Raw genomic sequence first — 24,413 nt, forward strand, 5'->3', positions numbered from 1 at the left:
GCTCGATGCCATGTCCCCGCATGTCCTGGTCCTCGGCGGGACCACCGAGGCGCGTGAACTGGCCGCGTCGCTCGTGGCCCGCCCCGGCGTGCGCGTGACCACGTCGCTCGCGGGCCGCGTGTCCCGGCCCGGGGCCCTGGACGGGGACGTACGAGTCGGGGGATTCGGCGGGGCGGAGGGCCTCGCGCAGTGGCTGCGTACCGAGCAGGTGGACGCCGTCGTCGACGCCACGCACCCCTTCGCGACGGGCATCACCGAGAACGCGGCACGGGCCGCGGCGGCCACCGGAGTCCCGGCCGTCGTCCTGCGCCGCCCGGGCTGGACCCCCGTCCCCGGCGACCGCTGGCACCCGGCGGCCTCCCTCGCCGAAGCCGCCGCCCTGCTCCCGCCCCTGGGCCGGCGGGTCTTCCTCACGACGGGCCGCCTGGGCCTCGCGGCCTTCGCCCGGGAGCCCGAACTGCACTACCTCGTACGCTCGGTGGAACCCCCCGAGCCGCCGATGCCGCGCCACACGGACGTCCTGCTGGCGCGCGGCCCCTTCACGGTGGAGTCCGAAACGGCCCTCCTGCGCGACCGTCGCATCGACGTCCTGGTCACCAAGGACAGCGGCGGCTCGGCCACCTCGGCCAAACTGACGGCCGCCCGGGAACTGGGGCTGCCGGTCGTGGTCGTACACCGCCCGCCCCTCCCGGAGGGGGTACGAGCCGAACCGGACGTGGCGTCGGTGCTGGCCCGGCTGGGCTTCGGGGTGGGGCAGGGAGCCGGGTAGGAGGTGGGGCCGGACGGCTCGCGGGCGTGCTCGTCAGGTCTCCTCCGTGGCCGCCGCCAGGGACTTGGGACGGTTCTCCGTGAGGATGTCGTTGGTCAGGTCCTCGACCAGGAGACGCTTGGCGATGGTGTCCACGGCGGCGCGGAGATCCGCGCCGGAGGGGCGGCCGATGTCCTGCTCGACGCGTTCGGCGAGCGCGGTGGACAGGGCCTCGCCGATGATGTGGGCCTCGCGGTCACCCGCCTCGGTGTGGGTGAAGAGGGTGCCGTGGCGCGAGAGGTAGCCCTCCTCGACCATGCGCTGGAAGACCGGGACCAGGACCTCCGGGGGCATGCGGCGGCGGGCGGCGATCAGGCTGAGGTTCGCGTGGCCGACCATCCGGGTGAACAGCTCGACCTGCATCACGGCCCAGGCGCCCGCGATGTCGAGACGGGTGTCGGACTCGGTGACGAGCCGGCGCATGGCGTCGGGACTCGTGCCGCCGATGATCTTTCCGACCACGGCCTCCAGACGCCGCTGGTTGTCGGCCGAGGAGGGGGTGCCGAAGCCCTCGCCGAGGTCCGTGGACCCCATCCGGGCGCTGTCGCGCAGCTCCACCTGCTTGAGGAACAGGGCGACCACGAAACCGATCAGCGTCACCGGCACGGTCCACAGGAAGACGGACTGGAGCGTGTCGGCGTACGCCTCCACGATGGGCGCGGCGGTCGCCGACGGCAGTTCGTGCAGTCCCTCGGGGCTGGTCGCGGCCTTCATGAGGGCCGCGGGGTCGGTCCCGCTCGTCCTGGCCGCCTCCGCGACACCGTCCCTGAGCTGCGGCGCCAGCGTGTTCGTGTAGATGGTGCCGAACACCGCGGTGCCGAACGAACTGCCCAGCGTACGGAAGAAGGTCACGCCGGACGTCGCGGTGCCCAGGTCGGTGTACTCGACGGTGTTCTGTACGGCGATGGTGAGCACCTGCATGCACAGACCGATCCCGGTGCCCAGGACGAACATGTAGAACGACGCGAGCCAGGCGCTGGTGCCCGGGCCCATCAGGGAGAGCAGATACAGGCCGACGCCCATGACCAGGGACCCGACGATGGGGAAGACGCGGTAGTGGCCGGTCTTGCTGACGACGTTGCCGCTGAACACCGACGCGATGAGCAGCCCGATGACCATGGGCAGGGTGCGCACGCCGGAGACCGTGGCCGAGTCGCCGTCCACGTACTGCAGGAACGTCGGCAGGAACGTCAGCGCGCCGAGCATCGCGAAGCCCACGATGAAGCTGAGGATCGAGCAGACCGTGAAGACGGGGTTGCCGAAGAGCCGCATCGGCAGCATGGGCTGGTCCGCGCGGGTCTCCACCCAGCAGAACACCGCGAGGGCGACGACACCGCCCGCGAAGAGGCCGATGATGACCGGCGAGCTCCAGGCGTACTCGTTGCCGCCCCAGCTGGTCGCCAGGATCAGGGCGCTGGCGCCGACGGCCACGAAGGCGATGCCCAGATAGTCGATGACCGGGCGGGAGGGCGACTTCACCACCGGGATCGTGCGGGCCGCGGCCACGACGACGAGGATCGCGATCGGGACGTTGACGTAGAAGCACCAGCGCCAGGTGAGGTGGTCGGTGAAGAGGCCGCCGAGCAGCGGGCCGATGACGGTGGCGACACCGAAGACGGCACCGATGGCGCCCTGGTACTTGCCGCGCTCGCGCAGCGGGATCACATCGGCGATCAGCGCCATCGCGGTGACCATCAGACCGCCCGCGCCGATGCCCTGCACGCCCCGCCAGACGATCAGCAGCATCATGTTCGAGGCGAGGCCGCAGAGGAACGAGCCGGTGATGAAGATGATCGCCGACGCCTGGAAGACCACCTTGCGGCCGAACAGGTCTCCGAACTTGCCGACCAGCACCGTCGCGACGGTCTCCGCCAGCAGATAAGCGGTGACCACCCACGACATGTGCTCCGCACCGCCGAGGTCCGACACGATCGTCGGCAGGGCCGTGCCCACGATCGTCTGGTCCAGTGCCGCCAGCAGCATTCCGAGCATGATCGTCACGAAGACGATGTTGCGTCGGCGCTTGTCCAGCACGGGCGGCTGGGCGGGGGCCGCCTCGCCGGCGGACGGCGGCTCGGTGGCGTCGGTGGTCGTCACATCCGTCAGCTTCACACCGGGTGGTGGCGCCTGCATGCGGGGCAGTCCGCACGGGTGCGGGGCGCTGCCGCGGTGGTTCGGGGCAGCGGTGGGGTGGCTCGGCGTCCCACCGCGGGAAGTCCGGTGCGTCGGCTGCGGGTGCGCCGTGGCTGGGCGCGCAGTTCCCCGCGCCCCTTCGGGGCGCTGCCGGACCCCGCGTCTGCGGCATGATCCGCCGGAACGGCCCTAGTCCCGCGGGCGTCGGCGCAGCAGGTACGTGTCCATGATCCAGCCCTTGCGGTCGCGGGCCCGCTCGCGCAGTTCGGCGATGCGCGGGGCCGTTTCCGCGAGGGGGCCGGAGGCCAGGATCTCGTCGGGCGTGCCGATGTAGGCACCCCAGTAGATGTCGATGTCCTGGTCGGCGTACCGCTGGAAGGCCTGGTGCGCGTCGAGCATGACCACCACGTCGTCGACGTCCTCGGGGAAGCCCTGGGCGAGCCGGCGGCCCGTGGTGATCTGCACGGGCCGGGCCACGCGGTTGAGCCCGGTGCGGTGGCGGGCGACCAGCGCCGAGACGCTGCTGATGCCCGGCACCACGTCGTGTTCGAAGGAGACCGCGCCCCGGTCGAGGATCTCCTCCAGGATCCCCAGCGTGCTGTCGTACAAGGAGGGGTCGCCCCAGACGAGGAACGCCCCGCTCTCGTCCTCGCCCAGCTCCTCGGTGATCAGCCGCTCGTAGATGTCGGCACGGGCACTGCGCCAGTCCCCGACGGCGGGGGAGTAGCCCGCGCCCCCGGCGGCCCGGTCCCGCTCCGGGTCGCGCGCCTCGACCAGGCGGTACGTGCCGTCCGGCAGATGCGCGTCGAGAATGTCACGGCGCAGCTGGACGAGGTCCGACTTGGCCTCGCCCTTGTCGAGGATGAAGAACACGTCCGTGCTCCTCAGCGCCTTGACCGCCTGCAGGGTCAGTTGGTCGGGATCGCCCGCCCCGATGCCGATGACATGAATCTTTCGCACGCCCCGAGTCTGCCCCACGCCACCGACAGTCCCGTCACCGCGTCCGGCGGAGGCGTCCGGCCCCCGGCCCCGAGCCGCCGTCAGGCCCCGCCGCCCCGCAGCCGCGGCGCCCGCACCTCCGCGTCCACGGCCGCCCCGTCCTTCTCCACCGTGTCCGCCAACTCCCGCGCCCACGCGGCCAGTCCGACCAGGTCCAGCCCGTACGGCCGCGACCGCCCGCTCTCCGCCGCCCACTGCTCGACCGCCCCGGCGCCCCGCCGCAGCAGCCGCGCCCCGCCCGTCACGTTCCCCCGGGCCGCGTGCGTGAGCCCCACCGCGAGCTGGGCGAGCCCGCGCCACAGGGCCCGCTCCTCGTCGGGGCCCGACTTCCACGCGTCCTCGAAGACCTCGTGCGCGTGGAACGGTTTGCCCGCCGTCAGCAGCGCCTGCGCCTCCGTGACCGTCTCCTCGGGCGCGCGCACCACCCCTTCGGGCTGTCGCTCCACCCCGTCGGTCCCGTACGGCAGGGGCCGCCCGAGTCCGTCCCGGGGCCGCGCGTTGCGCGCCCGTCCCTCGGCGTCCCGGTCCCGCCCGTCGTCAGAAGCACTGGTCATTCGGCGATTGTCCCTCGCCCCACGCCACCTTCGAAGCAGCACCGGGGGTGGGGTAGTGTTCTGTCTGCGCGATCACGTGGTTCTGCCGCGGCGAAGCGCATCGGGACGTGGCGCAGCTTGGTAGCGCACTTGACTGGGGGTCAAGGGGTCGCAGGTTCAAATCCTGTCGTCCCGACTCGTACGAGTCGTAGGTCAGGGGCGGTTTCGGAGGAATCCGAAACCGCCCCTTGATCATTTCGCCGTCAGGGCAGGATCGAGTCGATGTAACCCCCGTCGACGCGCAGCGCTCCGCCCGTCGTGGCCGACGCCTGGTCGGAGCTGAGGTAGACGACCATGTGGGCGATCTCCTCGGGCTCGATCAGCCGTTGCAGGAGGGACTGCGGCCGGTGCTTCCGCATGAACTCGCGCTGTGCCTCGTCCCAGGGCAGGTCGCGGTCGACGAGTTCGTAGACGAAGTCCTCGACGCCGCCGGTGTGGGTGGGGCCGGCGATGACCGAGTTGACCGTCACCCCCGTGCCCGCCGCCTGCTTCGCGAAGCCGCGGCCGACGGCGAGGAGCGCGGTCTTGGACATGCCGTAGTGGATCATCTCGGCCGGGATGACGACCGCCGAGTCGCTGGCGATGTTCTGGATCCGGCCCCAGCCGCGCTCCGTCATGCCCGGCAGGTACATACGGATCAGCCGCACCGCGGCCAGCACGTTCACCTCGAAATAGCGCCGCCACTCCTCGTCGCTGATCTCCAGCGGGTCGGCGGAGCCGAAGATGCCGAGGTTGTTGACGAGGATGTCCACGTCCGGCAGCGTCTCCAGGACGCTCTGCGCGCCCTCCTCGGTCGCCACGTCGGCGGCCACCGGGACGAAGTCCGCACCAGGCACCTCCGCCGCCAGCCGCTCCACGCCCTCCGCGACCCGCTTCTCGTTTCGGCCGTTCACCCCCACTTGGGCACCGGAGCGCGCGAGTCCGGCGGCGATCGCCGCGCCGATGCCCTGCGTCGAGCCCGTCACCAGGGCGGTGCGGCCCGTCAGATCGATCTGCATGTGGAACCAGTCCCCTTGCGCTGCTGTCCGTCCGTGCCGGTACGTCTGCCGTCAGCCTGGCGGCAGGGGGATCGCCCCGCCACTCCGGCCGACGCCGACGGGCACGACCTCGGCTGCGTATGCCCACTCGGCCACGAGTGACACCCGGGCCGGCTCCTGCCCCCGCGACGCGCCGACAGGCCCTTCGGGGCATTCGGCCGGCCACGGCAGGATGGCGGTCATGCGATTTCGACTGCTCGGCCGCCTGGAGCTGGTGAATGCCAACGGCGCGGTCGTCCCTCCCGGCGCCGTGTCCCGGGCGATCGTGGGACGGCTGCTGCTCGCCCACGGGGCGGTCGTGCAGCGCGACACCCTCGTCGACGAGTTGTGGGCGGAGCGCGAGACCAAGAACCCGGTCGGCGCGCTTCAGGTCCAGATGGCCAAGCTGCGCGCGGCCTTCGCTGCGCGGGGCGAGGACGGTCGTCTGCTGTTCGGCCACGGCGGGTACCGGATCGTCCTGGGACCGGAGGACGAGGTCGATGTGCCCGTCTTCGAGGCCGCGGTCCGGGAAGGCCGCGAGCACCTGGCGGCCGAGGAGTACGAGAAGGCCGAGAGCAACCTGCGGCTGGGACTGTCGATGTGGAGTGGCCGCGCCCTGGACGGCCTGGAGGGGCGGGTCTTCGAAACCGAGCGGACCCGCCTCGAGGATCTGCGGCTGGGCGCTCTGGAGGACGTCGCCACCGCGGGCCTCGAAGTCGGTCGGCCCTGGTGTCCCTCGCACCGCTCCGCGAGCGGTCCCGGACCCGTCTCATGCTCGCGCTCTACCGCTGCGGGCGGTTCACGGAAGCCCTGGAGGTCTACGAAACGGGCCGACGGCTGCTGAAGTCCGAGCTCGGTGTTGTCCCCTCACTGGAACTGCGCTCCCTGCACGCCGCGATCATCCGCCACGAGCCGTCCCTGCAGGGGCCGGCCTCCACGTCGTACCGCATGACCTCGACGCGCACGGATGTCCGGCCGGCACCCGGCGAGGGCAATCCGATCCGGCCACCCGAGCGCTGGATCGAACCCCTGGTCGCGGCAGCTCCGGCCGCGCCCGCGCACCCCAACGCCCGGGGCCAGCAGGCCATGGCCGCCGTGGTGGAGCGTGCCGTCCACTGCCGCGCGTACCGCCGGTGAACTGAGTGGGTGACGGGTACCGGCTGTCCCCGGGACAGCCGGTACCCGTCACCCGAGCAGCCCGGAAGGAACGCTGCCTTCGCCCTCTTGCCGGAGTAATGGCGGGAGCGGCGGGAGCGGCGAACTGTGAGAAGTCGCTGAAGTCCGGTGATGTCTCGACCCGATACGACGAAGGTCACAGTTATATATCGGACACTTCGCACTTCAATCTTCACACGAGGTGCACATGTTGGCTAAGTTGACGGACAGGACGCACGACTCCCTCCGGTGAACCTCGCCGGGTCGCGCGGCCTCCGCCGAATCCGGTGGCCCACGCGGCGACCGGAACCGGGGACCCAACCGAACTTTGGGGTGAATCGGCCCAACCGCCCGACAGGGCAAGGGCCGTAGGGCATACCTTCCGGATTCCTCGCCCGAACCCGACAGCTAACTCGGTAGGCGGAGCACGGAAGGAGTACGGCTCCCATCGCGCCGGAACGAACCCCGCGCCCCGGAGGCAGCAACCTCCCGGGTATACCCCGGCCCGCCCTCGCGACGGCGGCCGCCACCTCAGTGGACCTCTACTCCTCGGCCGGCGGCTCCTCGCCCGCGAGAGAGGACGACAAGCCGAGTCGCGAAGAGGTCCAGCAGAGGATCAGCAGCCTCTACGACCAGGCAGAGACCGTCAGCGGGAACTACAACGCGACCCGGGCGATGAGTTCGGGGCGCACGCGCGAGCGTGTGACGCCCGGACCCGACACCGGGCGTGGGCGCGCCGACACGGTTGCCGCCCCTGCCCCCGCTCTGAACGACCGTGCCAAGCAGTGGTTCGACGTGGGGCGTTCGCAGCTGGGGCCCCTCATCCCCGCCGTGCTGCCGCCCGACAGAATGCCGGACCGCGGCCAGGACGCGACGCGGCCCAAGAGCCCCGGTGGCCGTTCGGAGGACCGGAAGCCCGAGGGGTCGGGTGGCCGTGCGCTGGAAGCGCCGAGTAAACCCCTCCTGGAGCTGACCGCCGGACCCGGTGCCGCTTCGACCGCCCGGCCCGTGGCGGAGTTGACCGCGGGGCCCATCGCCGCGCTGCCTGCCGTGCCGCAGGCGCGCCAGGAGGCCACCGCGATCCTGCCCGCGATCGCCGCCGATCCGCGGCAGTCGTTGAAGACCTCCAAGCAGCGGAACCAGAGCAAGCTCGCGAAGGCCCGTGAACTGCTCTCCGCACACACCGCCCGGCGGAGCGCGCCGGTGGCGGCCATCGAACCCCCTCCGGCGGAGACCGTCTGGGCCACCACCGAGGGGCAGGGCTACCGCCAGGCCGAGCCTGAATGGTGGCAGCCGCAGGCGCAGTCCCAACTACAGCCTCAGTCGGCCGGTTTCGGCATGGAACCGGCCGTCGACGCCCTGGGCGGCCCGGACCTGACGTTCGGCATGGGTCTGCCCGCTGCTCCGGTTCCAGCTCCGGTACCGGTTCCGTCAATCGCTCCGGCTCCGGTCCTGGCCCCTTCTCCGTCCATCGGCATGGACCTGCCCATGGGCCCGGACCTGTCGTTCGGTATGGCTCCGCCCATCGACACCCGTACGCCGATCGGCACGGGCATGCCCATCGGTTCGGACGGAGCTGCGAACCCGGGGTACGGCGCTTCGAACCCCGGCTACGGCGTCGCGGCCCCGGCATACAGCGGCGGGTCGACCCCGGGATACGCCGGAGCGACCCCCGGATACGGCGGAAAGGCGGCGACAGCGGTCGACTTCGCCCGGGAGCAGATCGGCAAGCCCTGTGTGTGGGGAGCGATGGGGCCGGGCTCGTACGACTGCTCCAGCCTCACCCAGGCGGCCTGGAAGGCGGCGGGGGTCGCACTCCCGCGCAATGTGAACGATCAGGCGGTCGCCGGTATGGCGGTCCCCCTCTCCGACATCCGTCTCGGCGACCTGGTCCTCTTCCAGGGGCAGGTCGGCCATGTCGGCATCTACAGCGGCAACGGCATGATGGTCCACGCGCCGAGCCCGGGGGCGGCCATCCGCGAGGAGTCGATCCACTGGGCCGGCGAGTCGGCGATCCACAGCGTGATCCGGCCCGCCTGACCCGGAGTCGTATCCGACCCAGGGGCCGTATCGCTGCGCGCACGAGGCGCCGCCCGATACGGCCCCTGATCGTCTCGTTCCGGAGACGGCGGTCCGCGAAAGTGTCAGCTCATGTCGAGCGAGACGGCGACGTCGGTGATGGCTATGGGGAACTGGTCCACACTGGTCGTGGCTCCGGTGAGCACGTCGACGGTGTAGAACGTCGACGTCGAGGCACCGGCCGGGGTCAGGGTGGCGAAGGCCGTGTTCGAGATCGTCTTGCCTGCGCTCAGATCGCTGAAGATGTCGAAGCCCGCGTTGACACCGGCGTCGAAGCCCAGTGAGCCGGTCGGGACCAGCAGGCCGTTGGCGGGCGGCGACTGGATGACGACCTGGTCCGAGGTCGTGTTGATGTCGAACAGCGTCGTCGCGGTGGCCGAGTTCAGGTCGTTGTTGGTGTAGGCCGCTCCGGTGACGCCGTGGGTCGTCGCCCCGTCCGTGGTCAGGGGGGTATTCGTGGCGGTGCTGCTGTTGGCGAGGTTGTGCGCCAGGTTCTGACCGGTGTCACTGATGATCCGCAACCGGTCGGCCGCGGGGTTGAAGTCGACACCGAAGTTCGTGCCCTGCAGCGGAACACTGAGCTGCGAGACCTTGGTGACCAGCGGGTTCGGGACCGCGGGCGGGATCTGGACCGTGTAGATGCCGCCCTTGTTGCCGACCAGGTACAACAGTCCGTTCTGTACGCGGAAGTCGAGCCCGACGACGGCGGTGTCGCCGACGAGCCCGTCGATGCGCTTGAACCAGTTGAGCGTGCCGGGGTCGTCGGTGTTGAACGCGGCCATCAGCGTACCGTCGGCCGAGATGCCGAACGCCAGCAGACGGGGCGGCGCCGCGTGGCTGGTGCCCGGCGTCGCCACGACGAGTGCCGCCATGGCGGACGCGGCCGCGACCGCCGCGGCCAGTCTCTTCTTGAGCCCTGCTTTCATCGCTATTTCCTTCTCGGTCGGCGTGAGCGCGAGCGCGCGCTGTGGCAGAGGTGTTGCCGCCTGGCCCGTAAGGCCGGAGCGACAGGCGGCGACGGCAAGCTATGGGGCAGGACTGGACGTCCACTGGACGGTGGTTGAACGGTCGACCGGCGAGGGCTCCGAGGGCTCCGGGGGCTCTGCGGGTTCACGGCCCCGAAGTGGTCGACGCCGCGGTGGCCGCCACCCACGACCCCAGGGCCCGGCGGGCGCGCTCGGCGCCCGCGTGCGCCCGTGCCAGCTGGTCGTGTTCACCGGTGACGGCCGCGACCGTCGCCGCGGTGGAGTGGTGGTCGAGCGCCTCGTCGTGACGGCCGCTGCCGTGCAGCGCCTCGGCCAGGCCGTTGAGCGCCGACGCCTCGCCGTAGCCCTCACCGTTCTCACGGAACAGTTCGAGGGCCCGCCGCTGGCAGGTGACGGCGGCCTCCAACTCGCCCTGCCCCAGCCGGATGTCGCCGAGTCCGGACAGCGCGTACGCCTCCCCGCCGTGGTGCCCCAACTGCCGGAAGAGCGTGAGCGCTTGCTCCTGGCACTCGGCCGCGGACTCCGAACGGCCCAGCCGCAGAAGGGCGTTGCCGAGGTGGGAGAGGGTGCGGGCGCGGCCGATCCGGTCACCGGTCAGATCGTGCAGGGCGAGGGCCTGCCGTTGGTGGTCGGCCGCCTGCTCGTACTCGCCCAGCCGCAGACACACATTGCCGAGGTTCGTGAGGGTGCGCGCCTGTCCCACCTGGTCGCCGGTCTCCCGGTAGAGGGTGAGGGCCTGTTGATGGTCGTGCGCGGCGTCGCGGAGGCTGCCCAGCCGCCAGTGGACGTTGCCGAGGTTGGACAGGGTCCTGGCCCGCCCCGCCCGGTCGCCCGTCCTGCGGTGCAGTTCGAGGGCCCGTACGAGATGGTCCTCGGCCGATCCCGCGTCGGCGAGCCGCCAGTGCACGACCCCGAGGTTGGTCAGCGCGTGGGCCTGTCCGCCCAGGTCACCGAGCGTCTCGGCGGCCCGCAGGGCGTGGCGGTGGATCTCCAGCGCCTCGGTGTGGTGACCGGAGTCGAGGTGGCGGAACAGCAGGGCTGCCAGGCGGACGGCGTGCCGGGGGCTTCCGCGGTCCGCGGCCACCGCGCAGACGGCGGCCAGTGTCGGCCGCTCGGCGTCCAGCCACGCCCGTGCCGCGTCCGCGTCGCCGACGACGGACGGGACATGGACGGATGCTGCGACCGCGGGCCTGTGGTGCCGCTCGGCCGGGTAGAGCGTGTCCATGGCCGCCGCGGCCGTGCCGAGGTAGTGGTCGAAGAGACGGACCAGCGCGGCCTGCCGTTCGGCCTCGGAGTCATGCGTACGGGTCAGGCGGAACGCGTACGCACGCAGCAGGTCGTGCGTGCCGAACCGGCCCGGCCGGGCGGGCTGAAGGAGGTGGGCACGGGCCAGCAGCGCCAGGGTCCCGGCGGCGCGGGGCGGACTGTCACCGGCGCCTGCGGGTTCGTCGCCCGGTACGGCACCTGGCGTGTGGAGCTCCGGCGTCCGACCCGGCACGTGTTCCGGCGTGTGGCGTGGCCTGCTGCCGGGCACCTGGCCCGACGAGGCGCTCGGCACGTGCCCGGGTCTCTCTGCCCGCGTGGCGCCCGGCGCAAGGGTCGGTTCTTCGCTCGGCACAGGGGGCGGTGCGTCGCCCGGCGCACGAGTGGCCCCCTCGCCCGGCGCAGGGGCCGTTGCTTCGCCCAGCACAGGAGTCGGCCGCTCGCCCGGCGCTGGGGTCGTTGCTTCGCCCGGCGTATGGGTCCGCTCCTCACCCGCCACACGGGTCATCGCTTCGCCCGGCGTCTCGCCGATCAGCGCCGCCACCGCATGCGCGTCCGCCTCCGGTCCCGGATGCAGACTCAGCAGGCGGAAGGTGCGGGCGGCCGGGGCCGGGAGGCGTTCGTACGACCAGGAGAACACCGCCTCCACGGCCGCACGCCGGTCGCCGCCCGCGTCCAGGAGATCGAGCCGCCGCTGCTGGTCGGCAAGCTCAGCCACCAGGTCTGCCAATCGCGACGACGGGTGGGCGACGGCGAGTTCGGCCGCGACCCGGAGCGCCAGCGGGAGACGCGCGCACTGTTCGGCCAGGGCGGCGGCAGGACCCGGCTCGGTGTCGACGCGCGCTCCGACGAGTGTGCGCAGCAGGGCGACCGCGTCGGGCGGCGGCAGCGGGCCCAGGGCGATACGGCGGGCGCCGTGCAGGGCCACCAGTCCTGCGAGGCTGTCCCGGCTGGTGACCACGACCGAACAGGCCGGCGAGCCGGGAAGCAGCGGGCGGACCTGCTCCTCGGACAGGGCGTTGTCCAGGACCAACAGCATGCGCCGGTCTGCCAGTTCGGTCCGGAACCGGCTCGCGCGGTCGTCGACGTCGAGCGGGACCGCGTCACCGGGGACCCCGAGCACGGTGAGGAACCGAGTGAGGGCGTCGCCGGGAGGCATGGGGCGGTCCGGGTCGTAGCCGCGGAGGTTGACGTAGAGCTGGCCGTCGGGGAAGCGGTGCCGGGTGCGGTGCGCCCAGTGCACGGCCAGTGCGGTCTTGCCCACCCCGGCCGTGCCGGAGACGACCGAGACGGCCCCGGCCGTCGGGCTGTCCGCCGCCGCGGCCAGCAGCCGGTCCAGTGCGGACAGTTCGGGGTCACGGCCCGCGAAGTCGGGTACGTCCGCGGGTAGTTGCGCGGGTAATCGGTGCGCCGAAGTCGGGTACGGGGGTACGTGGGCGGGCACCTGCGCGGGCAACTCGGCGGCGCTTGCCGTGACAGGGCCACCGGCGGCGTCGCGGGGAGCGTGCCCGGCGCCGGGAGCGGGGGGCCGGGTGCGGCGGCGCAGCAGGGCGGCATACGCCTCGGCCAGCGCGGGGCCGGGGTCGACGCCGAGTTCGTCGGCCAGCCGACGGCGGCTCCGCCGGTAGACGGCGACCGCCTGGTCACGTCGCCCGACTGCCTCGTACGCCCGGATCAGCCTCGCCTGGGCGTCCTCGTCCAGCGGCTGCGCGACCGCGGCCTCCTCCAGGACGGGCAGCGCGTCGGCGCTCCGGCCCGCCGCGATCATGGCCTCGCCGTACTGGGCGACCGCCCCTCGACGTTCCTCCGCCAGCGCGACGACCACCGGGTGTGCGGAGAGGAAGGGCAGGTCCGCGAGGGGCGGTTGCTGCCACAGCCCGAGCGCGTCGGCGAGCAGCGCGGCGGCCCGTTCCTGGCCGCCGCCCCGCCCGTCCCGTCGTACGGTCACCGCCCCGGCGACCAGGGCCCTGAAGCGCAGCAGGTCGATGGCGTCGTACGGGACGCGCAGCGCGTAGCCGTCGCCGAGCCGGGGGAGCAGCGTGCTTCGAGCGCGTGGTGGGCGGTCCGGTTCGAGCAGGTGGCGCAGGTGCTTGATGTGGGTCTGGACGACGTTCGACGCGGTCGCCGGCGGGTGCTCGCCCCACAGCGCGTCCGCGAGTCCGAAGAACGGCAGTTGCTGTCCACGGGACACGGCGAGCAGGGCGAGTACCGCGCGGCGCTGGGGCGAACCGAGGTCGAGGCGGGTGGCGTCCCGCCAGGCGCAGACCGGCCCGAGTACCTGAATGCGCATGCGTCCCCCGCCCGCCGTTTTACAACTCCCTCACCATTCCCTTTCTCTATCCTCGTTTTCTGCATATCCGGAAGGCGTATTCAGGCCCACTGCCGCGCAGTTGGCCGCATCGGCCCGTGGGTCTGCGCTCGGCGCTCGGCGCTCGGCGGTCAGCGCTCAGCGCTCAGCGGTCAACGCTCGTCGACGGAGAGGTCCGGGTGATCGCCGAGGCGTCGTACGTACTCCTCGATGTGGCGGTACGCGGCGAGGGTGCCGGCCGCGTCGAAGTGGTCGAGGTGGGTGAGCGTCACCCAGAGGTCCCTGTCCGCGGTGCCGAGTTCGTCGCCCGACACGTAGGGCCGGCGGGCGAGTTGCCGGTCGAGCCGATCCAGTGCGGACGCACATGCCCCGTCGGCGAGCAGGCCGGCGAGGTCGCGGAGGATGTCGGGGGCGTGGTTGCTGACGACGCGTCCGCTCCAGCGGTCGCACAGCGCGGGCGCGGTGAGCGGGCCGTCGTAGTGGTGCCAGGTCGCCTCGTAGGCGCCGCGCAGCGATGCGAAGGCCTCGGGTGTCTCGGCGGGGAGCTTCAGGACCGTGGTGGTGAGCGAGCCCGTGAGGCCGAGCAGGTCGAGGACGACCGCCACGCGCCCCGAGTAGGGACAGGCCTCGGACAGGTACAGCTGATAGCGGTGCGGCGCAGGGTAGAAGCCGCCCGCGAGACCCACGCCGATACGGCCGCGGAAGCGGTGCGGACGGGCGGCCGGAGCGGGGGCGGGCGTGCCACCGGCGGCCGTGCCGCAGCCGGACGAGTGGGAGGCCGATGGGTGGGGGCCGGAGGAATGGGAGGCGGTTGCGCGGGAGGCCGTCGTGGTGAAGGTGTCAGTGCTGCTGGAACCGCGGGAAACTGTCTCGGGCATGACTCTCCAGGGGGAACGCGGAGGCCCTGGCCGCCTCGTGGGCGCCAGTGGCGGAACGGAGTGACTGCGCTGCCGTACAGGTCCGGATCGGTCGGACGTGTAGCGGATCAGTAAGCGCTGGAGACACGCGACAAATCGATGTGCAGGCGCCTCGTCAAGCCGTTCCTGGACAATTCCCACCGGTCCTGCCGTCGGGGCTCGCGAGACGCGAGACCACGCTTGCCCCGCCGCTCCGGCGGAACCCGGTCGTCACCCGGGGCACCCCGTCGCGGTGGAAGGGTTGCCTGCCAGCGGGCCGGGGCCGATGACCGCACGAACGGGGAATCCCCGCACGACGGGCGCTGGCAATCGTGACCGTCCCCGCCAGTGTTGATGCGGTCCGCGGGGCCGTCAAGACGGCGTCTCAACAACTGGGCATCCGGCCGCCGGACCGGCTTCGCGCCCTGCACTCGTGTCGCACCGGCGTCGCACTGGCTTCGCACCTCGTGATGAGGAACCCCCGCCGACAAAGAACTCCCCATGGCCGGAAGAAAAGGCACAGCCGTACTGTTGTGCCCGTTGACGACGAGGCGGTGCCCGATCGAGGGCCCGCGAACGCGAGGTCGGCCGGACCCCTGGTCCGCCGAGCAGGAAGGGCGGAGGTGACGCAAGTGCCAGCGCGAACGGTGTCCCGCCGCAGCGTCCCGAAGGCCGCCCCGCTCCATCGCGTACGCCTCTACTCCCGGCCGCACATCGACCTGTTGCGCGTCGCCGGCGCGCTCTGTTGCTCCTGACCTGTATCCCACGCGGTCGCGCCCTTCGGTGAGGGCCGGCCTTCTCGTACGGTCGATCAGGAAGGCACACCTCCCGTGTCCTCAGCACCTTCTGCCCTGCCCACTTCCGCGCATCTGCACCTCGCCGTGGCGCTCGACGGCGCCGGCTGGCACCCCGCCGCCTGGCGCGAACCGGTGGCCCGCCCGCGCGAACTCTTCACTGCCCAGTACTGGGCCGACCTCGTCGCCGAGGCCGAGCGCGGTCTCCTCGACTTCGTGACCTTCGAGGACGGCCTCGGACTGCAGTCCTCGCACTTCATCGAGCCGGACGGGCGGACCGACCAGGTCCGCGGCCGGCTCGACGCCGTTCTCGTCGCCGCCCGCATCGCCCCGCTGACCCGCCACATAGGTCTGGTGCCGACCGTGGTGTCCACCCACACGGAGCCGTTCCACATCTCCAAGGCCATCGCCACCCTCGACTATGTGAGTGGCGGCCGGGCAGGCCTGCGCGTGCAGTTGACGGCACGACAGAACGAGGCGGCGCACTTCGGCCGCCGTACGCTGCCCCGCCTGGACGCCTACGACAGCCCGGCCACCCAGGACGTGGTGACCGAACTCTTCGACGAGACGGCCGACTACGTCGAGGTCGTACGCAGACTCTGGGACAGCTGGGAGGACGACGCCGAGATCCGGGACGTGGCCACCGGCCGCTTCGTCGACCGCGACAAGCTCCACTACATCGACTTCGAGGGCCCGCACTTCAGCGTCAAGGGGCCTTCCATCACCCCGCGTCCGCCCCAGGGTCAGCCCGTCGTCAGCGCCCTCGCGCACCAGACCGTCCCGTACCGGCTGGTGGCCCGCGCCACCGACGTCGGCTACGTCACCCCGCACAACACCGAACAGGCCCGCGCGATCGTCGCCGAGATCCGCGCCGAACAGACCCTCGTCGGCCGCGCGGACCAACCCCTGCACGTCTTCGGTGACTTGGTGGTCTTCCTGGACGAGGATCCGGCCGCCGCGGCCGCCCACAAGGACCGTCTCGACGCCCTCGCGGGGCAGCCGTTCACCAGCGACGCCCGCGTCTTCACCGGCACACCCGCCCAACTCGCCGACCTGCTCCAGGAGTTGTGGTCGGCCGGGCTGAGCGGCTTCCGGCTGCGCCCCGCCGTCCTCGGGCACGACCTGCCGGCCATCACCCGGGGCCTGGTCCCCGAACTCCAGCGCCGGGGCGCCTTCCGCAGCGCCTACGAGGCCGACACCCTGCGCGGACTGCTCGGGCTCGCCCGCCCGGCCAACCGCTACGCCGCCAACGGCAACGCCACCGGCGCCGCTGCCGCCGACGCCACCGCCGCTGCCAACGCCACCGCCTGAGCCGGACGGAGACCGCAGGACCATGAGCAAGCCGCTGAAGCAGATCCACCTGGCCGCCCACTTCCCCGGCGTCAACAACACCACCGTCTGGAGCGACCCGGAGGCCGGCAGCCACATCGAGTTCAGCTCCTTCGTGCACTTCGCGCGGACCGCCGAGCGCGCCAAGTTCGACTTCCTCTTCCTCGCCGAAGGGCTGCGACTGCGCGAACAGGGCGGAAGAATCTACGACTTGGACGTCGTCGGCCGACCCGACACCTTCACCGTCCTCACCGCGCTCGCCGCCGTCACCCAGCACCTCGGCCTGACCGGAACCATCAACTCCACGTTCAACGAGCCCTACGAGGTGGCCCGCCAGTTCGCCAGCCTCGACCACCTCTCGGACGGACGCGCCGCCTGGAACGTCGTCACCTCCTGGGACGCCTTCACCGGCGAGAACTTCCGCCGCGGCGGCTTCCTCCCGCAGGACGAGCGCTACTCCCGGGCCAAGGAGTTCCTGGCCACCGCGAACGAACTCTTCGACTCCTGGCACGGGGACGAGATCGTCGCCGACCAGGACACCGGCACCTTCCTGCGCGACGCGAAGGCCGGCGCCTTCGTCCACCAGGGCCAACACTTCGACATCGAGGGGCAGTTCAACGTCCCGCGCTCCCCGCAGGGCCGCCCGGTGATCTTCCAGGCAGGCGACTCCGAGGAGGGGCGCGAGTTCGCCGCCGCGGGCGCCGACGCGATCTTCAGCCGGTACGCCACCCTCAAGGACGGCCAGGCGTTCTACACGGACGTCAAGGGACGCCTGGCCCGCTACGGCCGTACGCCCGACCAGCTGCTGATCCTGCCCGCCGCGACCTTCGTCCTCGGCGACACGGACGCCGAGGCGGAGGAACTGGCCCGCGAGGTGCGCCGCCAGCAGGTCAGCGGGGCGACCGCCATCAAGCACCTGGAGTTCGTCTGGAACCGCGACCTGTCCGCGTACGACCCCGACGGCCCGCTGCCCGACATCGACCCCGACCTCGGCGAGCACACCATCGCGCGCGGCCGGGCCCAGGTCCGTATGTACCGCGACCCGCTGGCCACCGCCCGCGAGTGGCGGGAGCGGGCCTCCGCCAACAACTGGTCCATCCGCGACCTGGTCATCGAGACCGGCAACCGCCAGGCCTTCGTCGGCTCCCCGGCCACGGTCGCGGCCACCATCGACGACTTCGTCCAGGCCGACGCGAGCGACGGCTTCATCCTCGTCCCGCACATCACCCCCGGCGGCCTCGACGCCTTCGCCGACACGGTGGTCCCGCTGCTCCAGGAGCGCGGAGTGTTCCGTACGGAGTACGAGGGCACGACCCTGCGCGACCACCTGGGCCTGGCCCATCCCGATGCCCGTACGAGTGCCGATGCCGGTGGCGCCGACCTCGGTGAGCGGGGTGAGCGGGTGGCCTCGTGAACGTACGGGGTCATCTCGATCGGGTAAGCACGAGACCACGGCACAAGACCACGGCGCGAGACCGGGGAGTGGGGGTCGAAACCGGTCATCTGGCTTGATGTGGATGCCGAAAGGGACCATTCTTGTACACATGGTGACATTGCCGCGCGACGGAGGACCGGCGGCCACGGCCGGTGACGCCATGGCGGTGGTCGACGCGAGCGGCGATGTCACGGGCTGGAGCGAGGGCGCGCGGCTGCTGACGGGGTACACGGCCGAGGACGTGACCGGGCGGCCGGCGTCGGAGCTGGTGGCGGGGGACCCCGCGGCGGCCCGGCGGGCTCTGCTGACACACGGCGACGCGGTCGTTGCCGTACGCCACAAGGACGGGCGGCGGCTGGAGCTGGCGCTGCGGATGTGCTCGCTGCGGGGCGGGAAGGAGCGGCGGCCGGGGTTCGTCGTCACCGCGACCCCGGACGCGGGCGAGGGAATCGCCGGCGAGCGGACCCTGGGCGAGCTGGCCTTCAAGCAGGCGTCGATGTCCATGTCGATCTTCGACACCGGGCAGCGCTATCTGCGGATGAACGACTTCGCGTGCCAGGTCATGGGGCAGCCCGAGGAGGCGTTCCAGTACCGGTACTTCCCCGACACCGTGGAGAACGCCGAGCACAGCCGCGGCTTCCTGCGCCATCTGGAGATCGTCGCCGAGACCGGGCAGCCGGTGCACTACGAGAGCTGGACCCGCTCACCGTCCGGCCGTCGCATGCACGCCTGGAGCTTCGAGATGTGGCCGGTGCGGGACCGGGCCGGAGAGCTGCTCGGCACCGCGCTCGCCGGGTTCGACAGCAGCGAGCAGTACTGGGCGCGGCAGCGGCTGGCTCTGCTGAACGAGGCCGCCGGGTCCATCGGCACCAAGCTCGACGTGATCCAGACAGCCCGTGAACTCGCCGAACTGGCCGTGCCCCGGCTCGCCGACTTCGCCAGCGTCGACCTGCTGGACTCGGTGCTCCAGGGCGAGGAACCCGTGACAGGACCGGTGGAGGGCGGCGTGGAGCTGCGCCGGGTCGCCCACCACTCCGGCACCCCCGGTGTGCCGGAGGCGGCCATCGACCTGGGTGCCGCCGACATCTACCCGGCCTTCTCCCCGCCCGCCCGCGCCCTGGCCACCGGCGAGCCGGTGCTCACCCGGAGCGGCGACAGCGGCCTCGACACCTGGTTCGCCCAGCACGGTGCCCGCTCCGCCAAGCTGCGCGAGAGCGAGGACCACGAGCTGTCGCTGATGGCCGTACCGCTGGTGGCACGCGGCACGACACTGGGCGTGGCCGTCTTCGTACGGATCCTCACGCCCGAGCATCCCGACGCCTTCGACCTGGACGACGTGTCGCTGGCCGAGGAACTGGCCAGCCGGGCGGCCGTCTGCGTCGACAACGCCCGCCGCTACACCCGCGAGCGCACCACCGCGCTGGCCCTGCAGCGCAGCCTGCTGCCCCAGGTGATGGCGGTGCAGGCGGCCGTCGAGTTCGCCTCCCGATACCTTCCGGCGCTGTCGCAGGCGGGAGTGGGCGGCGACTGGTTCGACGTGATCCCGCTGTCCGGGACCAGGGTGGCGCTGGTCGTCGGAGACGTCGTCGGACACGGCCTGCACGCCTCCGTCACCATGGGTCGGCTCCGTACGGCGGTCTGGACCCTCGCCGATGTCGATCTGCCGCCGGACGAGCTGCTCACACACCTGGACGACCTGGTCGGACACCTCGCGGCCGACGAGAGCGCGATGATCGGCGAGATCGGCGCCACCTGCCTGTACGCGGTGTACGACCCGGTGTCCCGCCGCTGCACCGTCGCCTCCGCCGGCCACCCGCCGCCCGTCGTGCTGCTCCCGGACGGGACGGTGAAGGTCGTCGAGGTCACCGCGGGACCGATGCTCGGCGTCGGTGGCCTCCCGTTCGAGGCCACGGAGCTGGACGTGCCCGAAGGCGCCGTCCTCGCCCTCTACACGGACGGTCTCGTCGAGGCCCGCGATGTCGATGTGGACGTGGGCACCGCCGCCCTCTGCACCGCGCTGGCCGCCCCGGCCCGGAATCTGGAAGACGCTTGCGACAACGTCCTCAAGGCCCTGCTTCCGCAGCGCCCCGCCGACGACGTGGCGCTGCTCCTGGCCCGTACCCGCGCCCTGGACGCCGACCAGGTGGCCGTCTGGGACCTGGAGTCCGATCCGGCGCTGGTCGGCACGGCCCGGCAGTACGCCACCGAGCAGCTGACGCGCTGGGGGCTCGACGAGGCCGCCTTCGTCACCGAACTCGTCGTGAGCGAACTGGTCACCAACGCCATCCGCTACGGCGGCTCCCCGATCCAGCTCAGACTCATCCGCGACCGCACGCTCATCTGTGAGGTCTCCGACGCCAGCAGCACCTCGCCCCATCTGCGCCGGGCCCGCACCTTCGACGAGGGAGGCCGGGGCCTGCTGCTCGTCGCGCAGCTCACCGACCGCTGGGGCACACGTCCGAGCGGCACCGGAAAGACGATCTGGGCCGAGCAGGCACTGCCGGTTCAGTGAGGCTCAGTCGAGGCCCACGTAGTCGCGCAGGGCCTGTGAGCGGGACGGGTGGCGCAGCTTCGACATCGTCTTGGACTCGATCTGGCGGATGCGCTCGCGCGTGACTCCGTAGACCTGGCCGATCTCCTCCAGGGTCTTCGCCTGCCCGTCGAGAAGCCCGTAGCGCAGGGTGATGATGCCTGCCTCGCGCGGGGTCATATGGGCGAGGATCTCCTGGATGGTGTCCTTGAGCAGGAGGAACGTCACCGCGTCGAAGGGGGAGATGCTCTCGCTGTCCTCGATGACGTCGCCCAGTTCGCTGCCGCCGTCCTCGCCGAGCGGCAGGTGCAGGGAGACGGGGTCCTTGGTGTAGCTGTCGAGCTCGATGACCTTGGAGACGGGCAGCTCCATCCGCTCCGCCACCTGCCCCACCGTGGGTTCGACGCCCAGTTCCTGAAGCATCTCCCGGCGGAGCCTGGCCATTCTGTTGATGACCTCCACCGCGTGGACCGGAATACGGATCGTGCGGCTCTGGTCGGCCAGGGCCCGTGTCAGTGCCTGCCTGATCCACCAGGTGGCGTAGGTCGAGAACTTGAAACCCTTGACGTAGTCGAACTTTTCAACGGCCCGAATCAGACCCGTGTTGCCCTCCTGGATCAGGTCCAGAAAAGTGAGACCCCGTCTCGTATAACGCTTGGCGATGGAGACGACCAGGCGGAGGTTGGCCTCGATGAGGTGGGATTTCGCCCGGTGGCCGTCCTCGACAAGGATTTTCAGCTCGTGCCGGAACGCCGGATCGAGATCGGGATCTTCTTCGAGCCTGTGCTCGGCGAACAGGCCGGCCTCGATCCGCTTGGCGAGGTCGACCTCCTGTGCGGCGCTGAGGAGGCGGACCCGGCCGATCACCTTCAGGTAGTCCCGGACCGGATCGACGGAGGCACCGTCGGAGCCGAGCCGGGGCTCGGGAGCGTCGGCGTCGTAGTCCGGAGACACCAGAAGAGTCTCCTGCCCTTGTTCTGGGGTATCCGTCTCCATTGCGGTCAACATCTCTTCCCGTGCCTCAGTTCTTTGTGCAAACTCAACAATGTCGAGCAAGACCTTCGGTCTTCAGGAATCCTGAATTCTTGTCGTCCACGGTGCTGATTGCTCGGCGTGGGAAATCTTCATCAGGCTCGCCCCATTACGGTACACCCGCCGGAGCCCCGGTCGGCGGCCCCGCATTGCCTCGAAATGTGGGTGACATGAATCACGTCGTCCGCGCTGTTGATTTTCCCGACGGATTCTGAACGCCCAATATTCCGTGGCCCGCAGGGGCGGCGTGAGGTCATACTCCGACACCGATGAGCACACAGACTTCCGGGGAGATCCCCGAAAAGTTCGCCGCCGGGCACTTCCTGAACCGCTGGTCACTGACGCCGGACGGCCCGACGGCACGCGGGATGGCCTCCGTCGTCCTGCCGGTGACCCGCGCGGACGGCACGCCCGCGGTCCTGAAGTTCCAGGAACTCAGCGAGGACAACGCGGGCGCCGCGCTGGGACTGCGGGTGTGGAACGGCGAGGGCGCGGTGCGTCTGCTCGACCACGACCCGCACACCGGCACCATGCTGCTGGAGCGACTGGACGAGGCGACGCCGCTGTCGTCGCTGACCGACGACGACACCGCTCTGCGGATCCTCGCCGGCCTGTTGGCGCGCCTGGTCGCGGTGCCGGCGCCGGACGGCGTCCGACGGCTCTCCGACATCGCCGCCGCGATGCTCGACCAGGTGCCGCACGCGCTGCCCGCCCTCCGCGACCCCGCCGACCGGCGTCTGCTGCGTATCTGCGCGTCCGCCGTGGCCGAACTCGTCGGCGAGGCGGGGGACCGGCTGCTCCACTGGGACCTGCACTACGACAACGTCCTCGCCGGGCAGCGGGAACCCTGGCTAGCCATCGATCCCGAACCCCTCGCCGGAGACCCGGGGTTCGACCTGTGGCCCGCGCTGGACAGCCGCTGGGACGCGGTGACGGCGACCGGCGACGAGGCCCGCGCGGTGCTCCGCCGCTTCGACGTGCTGACCGAGACGGTCGGCCTCGACCGGCAGCGGGCGGGTGGCTGGACGCTGGGCCGCATCCTGCAGAACACCCTGTGGGGCATCGAGGACGGCAAGACGGCGATCGATCCGTCTCAACTGGTCATCGCCTCGGTGGCGTTGGAGCGCTGGGCCGGGACGGGCAAGGGGTGACGGGGCGCGCCCGTGACGGGGCGCGCCCAAGTGCCCAGCGAAAGTTTCGAATAGTGGTGCTCGCGCGATGGGAGCGTTGACCCCGCAGCAACCGGTTCCTACATTGAGCGCGCCTCAGCGAGGCGTGGCGGACTCCGTGTGAAGGGAACTGCATGACCGTGGGCCGTATCAGCAACCCCGTGCTGCCGGGATTCCACCCGGATCCGAGCATCCTGCGGGTCGGCGGGGAGTACTTCCTCGCCACCTCCACCTTCGAATGGTTCCCGGGCGTACCTGTGCACCGCTCGACCGATCTCGTCCACTGGGAGCGGGCCGGTCACATCCTGGACCGGCCCGAGCTGCTCGACCTGCGCGGAGTCGCCGACTCGGCGGGTGTGTGGGCGCCCTCGCTCTCGCACCACGAGGGCCGGTTCTGGCTCGTGTACAGCATCGTGCGGACCATCGGGCACCCGTTCAAGGACGTCGACAACTACCTGATCACGGCCCCGTCGATCGACGGCCCGTGGTCCGAGCCGGTGTTCCTCAACTCATCCGGCTTCGACCCGTCGTTCTTCCACGACGAGGACGGCCGCAGCTGGCTGCTCAACATCCAGTGGGACCCGCGCGACGGCCACCCGTCCTTCGCCGGGATCCTGCTCCAGGAGTACGACGCCGACAAGCGTGCCCTGATCGGCCTGCCACGCACGATCCTCACCCACGAGGAGCTGATCGAGGGGCCCAACGTCTACCGGCGCGACGGCTGGTACTACCTGATGCTCGCCGAGGGCGGCACCGGCTGGAACCACGGCATCCTGATGGCCCGCTCGCGCGAGCTGACCGGACCGTACGAACTCGACCCGGACGGCTCGCTGTTGACGACCCGTGACGCCCCGGACTGGCCGCTGCAGAAGGCCGGACACGGTGAGCTGGTCGAGACGCCGGAGGGGGAGTGGTACCTCGCCCACCTGGCCTCCAGACCCGTAGAGACACTTGACGGGCCGCGCTGCATACTCGGCCGGGAGACCTGCCTGCAACGCGTGACCTGGACGGACGACGGATGGCTGCGGCTGGCGGACGGAGGGCGGCGGCCGAGCCTGGAGGTCCCGCCGCCCACGAGGGTGGAGTCGAGAGTGGTCGCGCCGCCCGTCGCCCGCGACGACTTCGACTTGCCCTCCCTGGAGGGGAGTTGGAGCACACTCCGCGTGCCCGCCACTCCCGACTGGCTGACCCTCCGCGAGCGTCCCGGACATCTGCGACTGCGAGGCAGGCAGAGCCCGCACTCGCGGTTCGACCAGAGCCTGGTTGCGCGGCGGCTCACCTCGGTGCGCTGCGAGGTGACGACGGTCGTCGACTTCCACCCCTCGCACTTCAGTCAACTCGCGGGCCTCATCTGCTGGTACGACACCTCGACGCACTTCTATCTCCGCCTCACCCATGCTGAGGACCGGGGCCGCGTCCTGGGCGTGGTCCTCACCGACGACGGCGCGTACAGAGAGCTTCCGGACAGCGAACTGGCCACGGACGACTGGCCGTTGGTGCACCTGCGGGCGCGGTTCGACGGCGTGGAACTCCGCTTCTCCGCGTCGCCCGACGGTGCGGACTGGCATGCCGTGGGCCCGGTCCTGGACGCGAGCAAGCTCTCCGACGACTACGGCGACCGATTGCGGTTCACCGGCGCCTTCGTCGGCATCTGCGCACAGGACCTGGGCGGGACCCGCACCCCGGCGGACTTCGACTGGTTCGAGATGCGGGAGCTCGACGGCCGGCAGTAGAAGACCTGCCGACCTGCCGACCTGTACGCCCGTCTGCTCACCGGTTCCTTTCGAAAGTCGGCGAAGACCCTTGACGCGGATTCCGGACGGGAAGAAGCTCTGCGCACCCACTCATAGAAACCGGTTGTCACGCTCGCCGCCGCACACAACCCGAA

At 71.3% G+C, this 24,413-nt stretch carries 15 protein-coding genes, 1 tRNA gene, 2 pseudogenes and 2 riboswitches; of the genes and pseudogenes, 10 read left to right on the forward strand and 8 right to left on the reverse strand.

Annotated elements, in window-relative coordinates; translation table 11 throughout:
* Positions 1-10 precede the first annotated feature (10 nt).
* On the forward strand, positions 11-769 hold the full coding sequence (locus tag ACN20J_RS42320; protein ID WP_419668034.1) for a cobalt-precorrin-6A reductase: 759 nt from the start codon (positions 11-13) through the stop codon (positions 767-769).
* Positions 770-802: 33 nt separating this feature from the next.
* Here the strand turns inward: ACN20J_RS42320 and ACN20J_RS42325 are convergent, their stop codons facing one another.
* The 3 genes from ACN20J_RS42325 to ACN20J_RS42335 all read right to left on the reverse strand — a co-directional run bounded on the left by ACN20J_RS42325 (position 803) and on the right by ACN20J_RS42335 (position 4,494).
* The gene (locus tag ACN20J_RS42325; protein ID WP_419668035.1) at positions 803-2,941 is read right to left on the reverse strand and encodes an MDR family MFS transporter; all 2,139 of its coding nucleotides are present in this window, start codon (positions 2,939-2,941) and stop codon (positions 803-805) included.
* Between the two features lie 189 nt (positions 2,942-3,130).
* Entirely contained in the window at positions 3,131-3,901 is a 771-nt protein-coding gene (gene cobF / locus ACN20J_RS42330; RefSeq protein WP_361890953.1) for a precorrin-6A synthase (deacetylating), read from the reverse strand.
* A gap of 80 nt (positions 3,902-3,981) precedes the next feature.
* Positions 3,982-4,494, reverse strand: coding sequence for a DUF309 domain-containing protein (locus ACN20J_RS42335; RefSeq protein WP_419668036.1), 513 nt, complete (start codon positions 4,492-4,494; stop codon positions 3,982-3,984).
* 101 nt (positions 4,495-4,595) lie between these two features.
* Here ACN20J_RS42335 and ACN20J_RS42340 point away from each other — a divergent pair.
* Positions 4,596-4,669, forward strand: a tRNA-Pro gene (locus tag ACN20J_RS42340).
* A 67-nt stretch (positions 4,670-4,736) separates the two neighbouring features.
* Here ACN20J_RS42340 and ACN20J_RS42345 read toward each other — a convergent pair.
* A complete protein-coding gene (locus ACN20J_RS42345) occupies positions 4,737-5,531 on the reverse strand; it encodes an SDR family NAD(P)-dependent oxidoreductase (protein ID WP_419668037.1) in 795 nt (264 codons plus the stop codon).
* A 415-nt stretch (positions 5,532-5,946) separates the two neighbouring features.
* Here ACN20J_RS42345 and ACN20J_RS42350 point away from each other — a divergent pair.
* A pseudogene (locus ACN20J_RS42350) lies at positions 5,947-6,686 on the forward strand (AfsR/SARP family transcriptional regulator).
* Positions 6,687-6,970: 284 nt separating this feature from the next.
* Positions 6,971-7,143: riboswitch (cyclic di-AMP (ydaO/yuaA leader) on the forward strand.
* A 95-nt stretch (positions 7,144-7,238) separates the two neighbouring features.
* Positions 7,239-8,744 carry an NlpC/P60 family protein gene (locus tag ACN20J_RS42355; protein ID WP_419668038.1) on the forward strand — a complete coding sequence of 502 codons (1,506 nt, stop codon included), beginning with the start codon at positions 7,239-7,241 and terminating at the stop codon, positions 8,742-8,744.
* Between the two features lie 104 nt (positions 8,745-8,848).
* On the opposite strand, the gene ACN20J_RS42360 is transcribed toward ACN20J_RS42355, so the two are convergent.
* The 3 genes from ACN20J_RS42360 to ACN20J_RS42370 all read right to left on the reverse strand — a co-directional run bounded on the left by ACN20J_RS42360 (position 8,849) and on the right by ACN20J_RS42370 (position 14,218).
* Positions 8,849-9,709 carry a DUF4394 domain-containing protein gene (locus tag ACN20J_RS42360; RefSeq protein WP_189839424.1) on the reverse strand — a complete coding sequence of 287 codons (861 nt, stop codon included), beginning with the start codon at positions 9,707-9,709 and terminating at the stop codon, positions 8,849-8,851.
* 184 nt (positions 9,710-9,893) lie between these two features.
* Positions 9,894-13,322, reverse strand: coding sequence for a tetratricopeptide repeat protein (locus ACN20J_RS42365; RefSeq protein ID WP_419668039.1), 3,429 nt, complete (start codon positions 13,320-13,322; stop codon positions 9,894-9,896).
* Positions 13,323-13,492: 170 nt separating this feature from the next.
* Positions 13,493-14,218 (reverse strand): glutathione S-transferase C-terminal domain-containing protein, encoded by a 726-nt coding sequence (locus tag ACN20J_RS42370; protein WP_189839422.1) that lies wholly within the window; start codon positions 14,216-14,218, stop codon positions 13,493-13,495.
* A gap of 210 nt (positions 14,219-14,428) precedes the next feature.
* Positions 14,429-14,574, reverse strand: a riboswitch (SAM riboswitch).
* A 294-nt stretch (positions 14,575-14,868) separates the two neighbouring features.
* Between ACN20J_RS42370 and ACN20J_RS42375 the strand changes: the two genes are divergently transcribed.
* The 4 genes from ACN20J_RS42375 to ACN20J_RS42390 all read left to right on the forward strand — a co-directional run bounded on the left by ACN20J_RS42375 (position 14,869) and on the right by ACN20J_RS42390 (position 20,306).
* Complete coding sequence (locus ACN20J_RS42375) at positions 14,869-14,991, forward strand: putative leader peptide (RefSeq protein ID WP_257678064.1); 123 nt, start codon at positions 14,869-14,871, stop codon at positions 14,989-14,991.
* A gap of 75 nt (positions 14,992-15,066) precedes the next feature.
* A complete protein-coding gene (locus ACN20J_RS42380) occupies positions 15,067-16,341 on the forward strand; it encodes an LLM class flavin-dependent oxidoreductase (protein WP_189839421.1) in 1,275 nt (424 codons plus the stop codon).
* Between the two features lie 22 nt (positions 16,342-16,363).
* Entirely contained in the window at positions 16,364-17,773 is a 1,410-nt protein-coding gene (locus tag ACN20J_RS42385; RefSeq protein ID WP_189839420.1) for an NtaA/DmoA family FMN-dependent monooxygenase, read from the forward strand.
* Positions 17,774-17,903: 130 nt separating this feature from the next.
* Positions 17,904-20,306 (forward strand): ATP-binding SpoIIE family protein phosphatase, encoded by a 2,403-nt coding sequence (locus ACN20J_RS42390; protein WP_189839419.1) that lies wholly within the window; start codon positions 17,904-17,906, stop codon positions 20,304-20,306.
* A gap of 3 nt (positions 20,307-20,309) precedes the next feature.
* Here the strand turns inward: ACN20J_RS42390 and ACN20J_RS42395 are convergent.
* Positions 20,310-21,365: pseudogene (locus ACN20J_RS42395) on the reverse strand (RNA polymerase sigma factor); the annotation flags it as partial.
* 260 nt (positions 21,366-21,625) lie between these two features.
* Here ACN20J_RS42395 and ACN20J_RS42400 point away from each other — a divergent pair.
* Both ACN20J_RS42400 and ACN20J_RS42405 read left to right on the forward strand, forming a co-directional pair.
* The gene (locus ACN20J_RS42400; protein WP_190227526.1) at positions 21,626-22,507 is read left to right on the forward strand and encodes an aminoglycoside phosphotransferase family protein; all 882 of its coding nucleotides are present in this window, start codon (positions 21,626-21,628) and stop codon (positions 22,505-22,507) included.
* A 152-nt stretch (positions 22,508-22,659) separates the two neighbouring features.
* Positions 22,660-24,258 carry a glycoside hydrolase family 43 protein gene (locus ACN20J_RS42405; RefSeq protein ID WP_190227527.1) on the forward strand — a complete coding sequence of 533 codons (1,599 nt, stop codon included), beginning with the start codon at positions 22,660-22,662 and terminating at the stop codon, positions 24,256-24,258.
* Positions 24,259-24,413: the final 155 nt, after the last annotated feature.

The sequence above is a fragment of the Streptomyces sp. 2-1 genome, assembly GCF_048564895.1.
Classification (GTDB): Bacteria; Actinomycetota; Actinomycetes; order Streptomycetales; family Streptomycetaceae; genus Streptomyces; species Streptomyces phaeochromogenes.